At 55.7% G+C, this 8,520-nt stretch carries 7 protein-coding genes; 2 read left to right on the forward strand and 5 right to left on the reverse strand.

Annotated elements, in window-relative coordinates:
- The first annotated feature begins 93 nt into the window (after positions 1 to 93).
- Together OCT58_RS03125 and dapF are read left to right on the forward strand one after the other, a co-directional pair.
- Positions 94 to 1,452 carry an aspartate kinase gene (locus OCT58_RS03125; RefSeq protein WP_267201387.1) on the forward strand — a complete coding sequence of 453 codons (1,359 nt, stop codon included), beginning with the start codon at positions 94 to 96 and terminating at the stop codon, positions 1,450 to 1,452.
- A gap of 14 nt (positions 1,453 to 1,466) precedes the next feature.
- Positions 1,467 to 2,468: a diaminopimelate epimerase gene (gene dapF, locus OCT58_RS03130; protein ID WP_267201388.1), complete on the forward strand. Its 1,002-nt coding sequence runs from the start codon at positions 1,467 to 1,469 to the stop codon at positions 2,466 to 2,468.
- A 67-nt stretch (positions 2,469 to 2,535) separates the two neighbouring features.
- Here the strand turns inward: dapF and OCT58_RS03135 are convergent, their stop codons facing one another.
- The 5 genes from OCT58_RS03135 to OCT58_RS03155 form a co-directional block, all read right to left on the reverse strand.
- The gene (locus tag OCT58_RS03135; RefSeq protein WP_267201389.1) at positions 2,536 to 3,288 is read right to left on the reverse strand and encodes a sulfite exporter TauE/SafE family protein; all 753 of its coding nucleotides are present in this window, start codon (positions 3,286 to 3,288) and stop codon (positions 2,536 to 2,538) included.
- A gap of 71 nt (positions 3,289 to 3,359) precedes the next feature.
- Complete coding sequence (locus tag OCT58_RS03140) at positions 3,360 to 4,337, reverse strand: ribose-phosphate diphosphokinase (RefSeq protein WP_267201390.1); 978 nt, start codon at positions 4,335 to 4,337, stop codon at positions 3,360 to 3,362.
- Between the two features lie 81 nt (positions 4,338 to 4,418).
- A complete protein-coding gene (recD2, locus tag OCT58_RS03145) occupies positions 4,419 to 6,911 on the reverse strand; it encodes an SF1B family DNA helicase RecD2 (protein ID WP_267201391.1) in 2,493 nt (830 codons plus the stop codon).
- 27 nt (positions 6,912 to 6,938) lie between these two features.
- The gene (locus tag OCT58_RS03150; protein ID WP_267201392.1) at positions 6,939 to 7,619 is read right to left on the reverse strand and encodes a tetratricopeptide repeat protein; all 681 of its coding nucleotides are present in this window, start codon (positions 7,617 to 7,619) and stop codon (positions 6,939 to 6,941) included.
- Positions 7,620 to 7,631: 12 nt separating this feature from the next.
- Positions 7,632 to 8,288 (reverse strand): histidine phosphatase family protein, encoded by a 657-nt coding sequence (locus OCT58_RS03155; RefSeq protein WP_267201393.1) that lies wholly within the window; start codon positions 8,286 to 8,288, stop codon positions 7,632 to 7,634.
- Positions 8,289 to 8,520 lie beyond the last annotated feature (232 nt).

Here is an 8,520-nt window from a genome sequence, read left to right on the forward strand (position 1 = left end):
GCTTGCTTATTTTAAGTTCCATGTTAAAATTCGGTTAAAATAATTTAGCAATAATTAGTAAGTCTAATTATCGCCCGCAAGGAGTTCTTAGCAATGAAAGTAGTAAAATTTGGCGGCAGCTCCCTGGCAGATGGGGAGACCTTTGCCCAGGCAATCAAAATCATCACGGCCGATCCCGAGCGACGGGTAATCGTCACCTCCGCCCCCGGCAAGCGGACTCCCGATGACATCAAGGTGACCGATCTACTGATCGAATACGCCCACCGGGTCATCAACAAGCAGCCCTACGACGACGTTCTCACCCAAATCATCAGCCGTTATCAGGCGATTGCCAAGTATTTTAACCTGCCCGCCGAAAAGCTAACCGACCTGATCCAGCGTCTCCACGACCTGCCCGCCGGCAAGTACCCGAATAACCACTACCTGATGGCCGCCTTCAAGGCCCACGGGGAGCGGTCCAACGCCATGCTGATGGCGGCCGTCTTGAACCATCTTGGCTACGAGGCCCGCTTCGTGACGCCAACTGAAGCCGGGATCCGGGTCACCGGGACGCCCAATAACGCCAATGTCATCCCCGAGACCTACAGCCTGCTGGACCACTTCACGGCTAAGCAAAGCGAACTGCTCGTCTTCCCCGGTTTCTACGGAATCACCCTGGCCGGCCACATCGCCACCTTCTCCCGCGGCGGCTCTGACATCACCGGGGCAATCCTGGCCCGCGGGCTCCACGCCGACCTCTACGAAAACTTCACCGACGTCGACGCCATCTACTCGGCCAATCCAAACGTCATCGACGACCCCGAGCCGATCACCAAGATGACCTACCGCGAGATGCGGGAGCTCTCCTACGCGGGCTTCTCCGTCTTCCACGACGAGGCCCTGATTCCGGCCATCCAGGGCAACGTACCGATCAACGTCAAGAACACCCAGCACCCGGAAAAGCCGGGAACGCTGATCGTGCCGGACAAGAATTTCCAGCCCCGCGACATCGTCACCGGGATCGTCAGCGGCAAGCACTTCGCCGCCCTGTACCTGCACAAATACCTGTTGAACAAGCAAATTGGTTTCACCCTGCGAATCCTGCAAATCCTGGCCAAGCACGGCATCTCCTATGAACACATGCCGTCCGGGATCGACGACATCACGATTATCCTCGACCGCGACCAGATCAATGATCAGCTGATCGACGAAGTCAGCAACGAGATCCAGGAAACCGTCAATCCCGACCACCTCGAATGGATCGACAACTACGCGATCACGATGGTCGTCGGCGAGGGCATGCGCAACCGGGTCGGGGTCATCAACGATATCCTGGAGCCGCTGGCCAAAAACCACATCGCCGTGCCGATGATCAACCAGGGGGCCTCCCGGATCTCAATCATGATCGGGACCTTCGACAAGGACGCCGACAACGCCGTCCGGGCCATCTACCACCGTTTCTTCGCCAACTAAGGAGGAATTTTTCTATGCCAACCCTACTGAAAGTCCATGGTTCAGCCAACCAATTCTTCATCCTCGATCAAACCACCTTAAACCAGTCCCTGACCGACGCCGAGCTCGCCAGCTTGGCACAACAGCTCACCGATCCCCAGGACGGCCTCCTCGGCGGTGCCGACGGGCTGCTGGTCGTCAATAAACCGACCCGGCCCGGTTCCCAGGCCCAGATGCGGGTCATCAACGCCGACGGGAGCGAGGCCACGATGTGCGGCAACGGGCTGCGGACCGTGGCCCGTTACGTGGCGGAACGAGACGGGCTGGATCACTTTGCCGTTGACACCCTGGACGCCAGCCTTCAGGTGCGGCGCCAGCCCGACCTGGCCGACGGTGTGCCCGCCTTTGCCGTCGAGATCTCGCCGGTCCGCTTCAACCGGGAGGCCCTGCCGTATGAAAAGCTCGGCCACGACCGCTTGCTCGGCACCCCGGTTCCCGAAATTTGGCCCCAGCTGACCTTCTCCGCCATCGCGGTGCCGAACCCGCACCTGATCTCATTTGTTGACCGGCCCGCCCTGCAGGATGACGTCCTGGGCGTGATCGGGAAACGGCTCAACGGAGCTAACCCCTACTTCACCGACGGGGTCAACGTCAACTTTGCCCATATCCTGGGGCAGAACCAATTATTCGTCCGAACCTACGAACGGGGCGTCGGCTTTACCAACGCCTGCGGGACCGGAATGTCGGCCACCAGCCTGGCCTTCGTCCTCCTTCATCCCGACCAGGCCAGCTTCAACCAGCCGATTGACGTCTTCAATCCGGGCGGCAAGGTCCGCACCATCGTCCACTACGAAGACCAGCACTACTGGATCGAGCTGATCGGCAACGCCACCTTCACGGAAAGGATCACGGTGGATGAGGTAGACCTGCACCAGGCAAACGTCAAGCCGGGACAGGTCCAGGTCGAAAGCACCGGTGAACAGGCCGCCTACCAGGCGTTCGTCAACCAGCTTCCCCACTTTGACCTGGTTGATTAGCCTTCCAAATCACATTCAAAAAGCCACCGAAAACTGCGTCAACACAGTTTTCAGTGGCTTTATTGGTTTAGCACATTGAAACGATCCCCATGGTGGCCACGAAGATCCCCATGAAGAGCTTGACCAAAAAGGCCCGCGACGGCTTGTTGGTCAGCCAGATGATCACTGTCGGGGCGAGCAGGGCCCCGGCCAGTGAACCCGCAATCAACCCGCCGGCCGCCTGCCAATCAACATTGCCCCCAGTGAGGTGCAGCAGGGCCCCAACGATTGACATGCCGACCAGCACGTAGGACGAGGTCGCCGAAGCGTTCTTCATCGGCACACCGAGGATCAGCAGGCCGGCCGTGATTGGTCCGCCACCACTCAAGCCCGCAACACCGACCATCAAGCCACCGAGGATCCCGTAGAGGACACTGGCTAGTCCTGGCGACAGGCGGTGGCGTTTACTGGGACGGTTGTGGTAGAGCTGGTAAATGATCTGCAGGCCCAGGGCGACCAGGATCAGCCCGATCACGACCTTATAGATCTGCTGAGGGATGAAAGGCGAGATGAAAAAGCCGATGAAAATACTCGGGATGGCCGCCAGCATCATCCGGCTCCCCAGTTTGAAGTCGATCAAGCCCTTTCGGTAGTAAGACCAGGCACCGATTACTAAAGCCGGCAGCGCCGTCACAATTGAGGTTGCCGCCGCTGCAGCAGGGGCGAGACGAAAGATCCCAGTTAAAACGCCGAGGTAAATCGCCCCACCACCGCCGCCGAGCGAGATCACAAAGATTCCGACGAGAAAGCCAATTAAGATTAACGAAAGCAGCTGCAGCAATTTTCCTTCCCCTTTTCAAAAATGCAAAAAAGTGCTGAACCGGTTTAACATGGTCCAACACTTTCCAAATGTTAATTGTGGTTGAAGAGCGTGTCGATGGATTGGTGGTTGTGAATCCGGACAAGCGCCTCGGCCAGCAGGTCGGCAACGGACAGCCGGACCAGCTTCTTGAAACACTTCTCCTCCGGCAGGTTGATCGTGTCGGTCACGATCATTTCTTCCAGTCCGGAACCTTCCAGGGTGTTGACCGCATCCCCGGACAAGACGGCGTGGGTTGCGACCCCATAGATCTTCTTGGCACCAAACTTCTGCAAAGCAGCCGCCGACAGCTTCATCCGGATTCCGGTGTCCACAATGTCGTCGACGATGATGGCATTGCGATCCTTGACGTCCCCAATAACGTACTCTGGAACCTCCTGGATGTCCCGTTCCCGAACCTCATCTGCCCGGTTGTCGACAATCGCGATTGGGGCCTTGATCCGTTCCGCAAGCTTCCGTGCCAGACTAACCCCAGCATGGTCAGGGGAAACCACCACGGCGTTGTCACCGGTCAGGCCCTGCTGTTCACAGTACTTGGCTAGCAGGCTAGTGGCTTGAAGGTGGTCCACTGGAATATCAAAGAAGCCCTGAACCTGGGCGGCATGAAGATCAATCGTTACCAGACGGTCGATCTGATCCATTTCCAGCAGGTTGGCAATCAGCTTAGCGGTGATTGGTTCCCGACTGCGGGCCTTGCGATCCTGCCGTGCGTACCCGTAATAAGGCATCACAACGTTGATCTTAGCAGCACTCGCCCGCCGCAGGGCATCGACCATGATCAACAGCTCCATCAGATTGGTGTTGACCGGGTCAGAAACGGACTGAACCACGTAGACCTCACAGCCCCGCACACTCTCGTCGATGGTAATCTTAATCTCCCCATCGGCGAAGTGGCTGATCGAGGCCTTGCTCAGCGGCAAACCGATCCGTTCGGCAATGGCCTGGGCCAGTGGCCGGTTCGAGTTTAAGGCAAACAGGCGGACGTTCTTAGCATTCTTAATCTGGGTCATCATTTTGCTCCTTTTGTTCTATGCAAAAAATTCACTTTCATTATCGCAACAAATCCGCGGGCAATCAAGTCAAAATCTCGACTAACAGTCCTGGGGCCGGATGCCGTTCATCCCGATCATGGGATCAACCGCCTCCTGCTGGATCAGTTGGGCCGTCAGGAGGCGTGGAAAAGCCGGATCGATTAGCGCCGACTGAGGTGACTGGGGCGTGCTAGTCTGCTGTGGCTGGGCTGCTGAAGATGCCGGTGTCACAACACCCGATCCCCCGTTGGCCGGTGAATCCAGCGGCGACTTCAAGTCAAAATGACGCTGCCAGACAGTCTGGAGCCGCTGGAGAAGGGTTGTCTTGCGATTAACCCCCGTATTATGGATTGCTGTCACCAGGGCCGCCGGTTCACCGATCAGGACCAATTTCTCGGCCGCCCGGGTGATAGCCGTGTAGACCAGGTTGCGCTGCAGCATTCGATTAAACTGTGTTACCAGTGGCAAAAGGACCATCTTGAACTGGCTCCCCTGGGACTTGTGAATCGAAATGCAGTAGGCCAGCCGGATTTGGCTCCACTCCTGTCGGCCATAAGTAACCTCGTTGCCATCGAAGTCGATCGTGATCGTAGCCGTCCTCTTGGCGCCTTTCTTTCCCCGGGCCTCAATCGCGGTAATCCGACCGATATCGCCGTTAAAGACGTTGTTTTCCGGACTGTTCACCAGTTGCAAAACCTTGTCCCCCACCCGGAAGGTCTGTCCCCGGAATTCGATTTCCTGCTTATCCTTGGTCGGCGGGTTGTAGGCCGCCTGAGCCAGCTGATTGAGATTGTCAACCCCTGCCTGACCACGGTACATCGGCGCCAGGATTTGGACATCGTCGGCCGAATAACCCCGCTTGGCTGCAAGATCAATAATTTGGTGCACAATGCTTGGCACCTGGGGAGCGTGGCACTGGATAAAGGAACGATCGGCCATCCGATTGGTTAAAGTAGCCGGCAAGTGGCCCTCCTTGATGGCGTGGGCCAGCGGAATAATCGTCGAGTCGGCCGATTGGCGGTGAATATTGGTCAATTCCACCTGGGGCAGATCACCAAAGGCCAGCAGGTCGTGGAAAATTTGACCGGGACTGACCGAGGGCAGTTGATCCTTGTCACCAACTAAGACGACGTGCATCGAGGTCGGGATCGCCTGAACCAGGGTCTTAAAGAGGAGGGTGTCAACCATCGACATCTCGTCGACAATCAACAGTGAGCCCTTAATGTCACGGGCGTTCATGTCCGTCGGCACCTCTCGGCCATTGAGCCCCAGCATCCGGTGAATGGTGCTGGCTGGCAGGTCAGTTGCTTCGCTCATCCGCTTAGCCGCCCGTCCCGTTGGCGCCGCCAGCAGGACCGGGAAGGAATTGTCCTTGTATTCGCCGAGATTTAAAGAAATTTGGTGCAATTCGGCATAGGCCGCTACGATTCCCTTGATGATAGTTGTCTTGCCGGTCCCGGGTCCCCCCGTCAGCAGGAGAAGTTTATGCGTCAGCGCTTGCTTAATCGCCTTGGTCTGGACCGGGTCGTATTTGATTCCGGCCTGGGTGCTCGTCTTAGCTACTACCTGATCCACGGTGGCCGGGTCAATCTGCTCGCCGGGGGCGGTGAAAATCCGGTGGAGGTTTTCGGCGATCTGCCACTCTGCTTTAAACAGCGCTGCCGGGTAGATCCGCTGTTCCTCGTAGCTGATGGCGTTTCTCTTCTCAAGGGCCACGATTTGATCAGCCACCGCATCAACACTCACCATTCCCCGTTCGTCCGCGTTCAGCAGGGAAACAGCCTGCTGGAGGAGCGGCTGGGTGGTGGTATAGGTGTCCCCAGTTTCCATTGTCAGGTCGTCCAAACTCTGAAAAATAGCCGCACTAATCCGCCGCGGATCGTCGGCTGGCAGTTTCAGGTGGGCCGCCACCTGGTCGGCTCGTTTGAAACTGATCCCATCAATGTCCGTCGCCAAGCGGTAGGGATTCTCGCGAATGATGTGAAGGGTTTCGTCGCCGTACTTGTCAAAGATAGCACTGCTGAGGTTGCTGCCAAAGCCCAAGTCATTTAAGCCGATAATAATCTGATCCATCCCCTGGCTGGCGTTGAGGTTCTCCACCAGGGACTGCTTGACCCCGTGACGGAGGTTGAGGGCATCCAAAACGTGGGGATCAGCAGTGATCTTTTCGATTGCGTTGGTTCCGAGGGTATCGACGACCTTTTCAGCCGTTTTCTTTCCCACTCCGCTAAACCGCTTGCTGGCAAGGAACTCGATCAGCCCTTCCCTGCTCGTCGGTTGGTTAACGTGGTAAGACTGGGCCTGGAACTGGCGGCCATAGCGGGGATGGTCGACCAATTGACCCTCAAAGCGGTAGGTCTGGTCGTCACTGAGTTCACCAAAGCTCCCGGTAACCGTGATTTCGTTCTCGTTCCAGTCAAAATTAGCATCCTCCACCGAGACGATCAGTACCTTATAGAAGGAGTCGGGGCTGGTGAAGATTTCCGATTGGACCTGACCAATAAAAAAAGACGGCTCCGCGGGCGTCTTAAATAAATCGATTTCGTCAGCCATTGAAGTCATCCTTTCATGTTCCGAATGTTAATCACCCTGGTTTGTGCGCAGGGTCTTTTCAATGTCGTTAATTCGTTGTTCACTCTTCTGGTAGTAGACTGGGTCCAGCTGCTTGGCCTGGGTCAGGTAATCCTGGTAGGGCTCGCCCAGAACCATGGCAACCAGTCCCCGATTGAACTGGGTGTCGGCGCGGCCCGGATGCCGCTTCAAGATTGCATCGTAGTAGCCCTTAGCCTGCTTGAATTCGCCCAGCGCGAGGAGTGAGTCCCCAATCACCTGGTTAATGTCCGGGTCTTCCTGGCGCAGCTCATGGGCGGTCAAGCCGTAAGCGACCGCCTGCTTGTGCTGCCCCTTCTTCATGTAGCTCTGGGCCAACATCAGATAGGAGTCGGCCTTGCGCTTGTCATCCTTGATCTTGTTGTAAAGCTCAATTGCCCGATCGACCTTCCCCACCTCATAGTAGAGGTTGCCTAGCCCATAGTTTAGTAGATCCTGGGCCTCTTGGTCATTTTTGGCCTCAAAAATCCCGAGGGCCTTCATGAAGAGTTCCTCGGCTTGCTGGTAATCGTTCAAGCGGGTCAGCAGTGATCCCAGGTCATAGTAGTTGTTGACCTTGTCTGGGTGTTCGTCGATGGCCTGAATTAACTTGTGAACCAGCTTTTCGGTTTGTTTCTTTTCACTATCACGAAAATCTTTCTTTTCTGTCATCTCATTCACCTCTTAAATCGTGTCGGTTGGATCAACCTTCGTCTTGTGAAGGTAGGACGTGTCGTTCCACTTCTCAAGTTCAAAATGCTCAGCATCAGTGGTTTGAAGAATTGTGGTGGAGGTGTTAGACAGCCCACCCCGATCCTTCAAATGCGCCAGTGGGGTCCCAAGCAGCGCATTGATGGTCGCATTCAAAGCCGCTCCATGGGAAACGACCACGATGTTTTCGTCCGGATTGTTCCGGCAGAATTCCTTGATTGCCGTCCCGACCCGGGCAATCACCTCTTGAAAGCTCTCACTTTCGATTAACTGGGCATCGTACTTGTCAGGATGGTGTCGGAAATTGTCCAGCGCTTCCGGCCACTTGGCCGCCACCTCATCGAAATGCATCCCTTCCATCTTGCCGAGGTTGAATTCTGCCAGGCGACTATCAAGCGTCAGTGGGATCGGCCGATTGATATTATCAATCAAGCGCTGAGCGGTCACCCGAGCCCGCTTCAACGGACTGGCGTAAACGTGGGCAATTGGCACCGGCCGCAGGGATTCGGCGAGTTGTTCAATCTCGTGGTAGCTGGTTTCCAGCAGCGGCGAATCTCCATGAGCACCCTGATAGCGGGACTGGAGGTTCCATTCGGTTTTTCCATGACGAATCAAATATACTTTTGTCAATTTCTATCGCAGACCTTTTTTCTAATTTACTAATATTCTACCAAATTAAACGGTGAATGTTCATTCGAATAATAAAAAAGGCTGAGGAACTCCCTCAACCTTTAATTTTGGCAGATTGCAAGAAATAACTTGAACGAATTTAATGACGTAAATTAAGCAGGAAGATCTCGATTGGTGTGCGCCAGTTAAGACATTTAAGTGGCCGGGAATTCAGATACCAATTGATTTGAAC

Origin of the sequence: Limosilactobacillus kribbianus, assembly GCF_026413145.1 — a bacterium.
Classification (GTDB): domain Bacteria; phylum Bacillota; class Bacilli; order Lactobacillales; family Lactobacillaceae; genus Limosilactobacillus; species Limosilactobacillus kribbianus.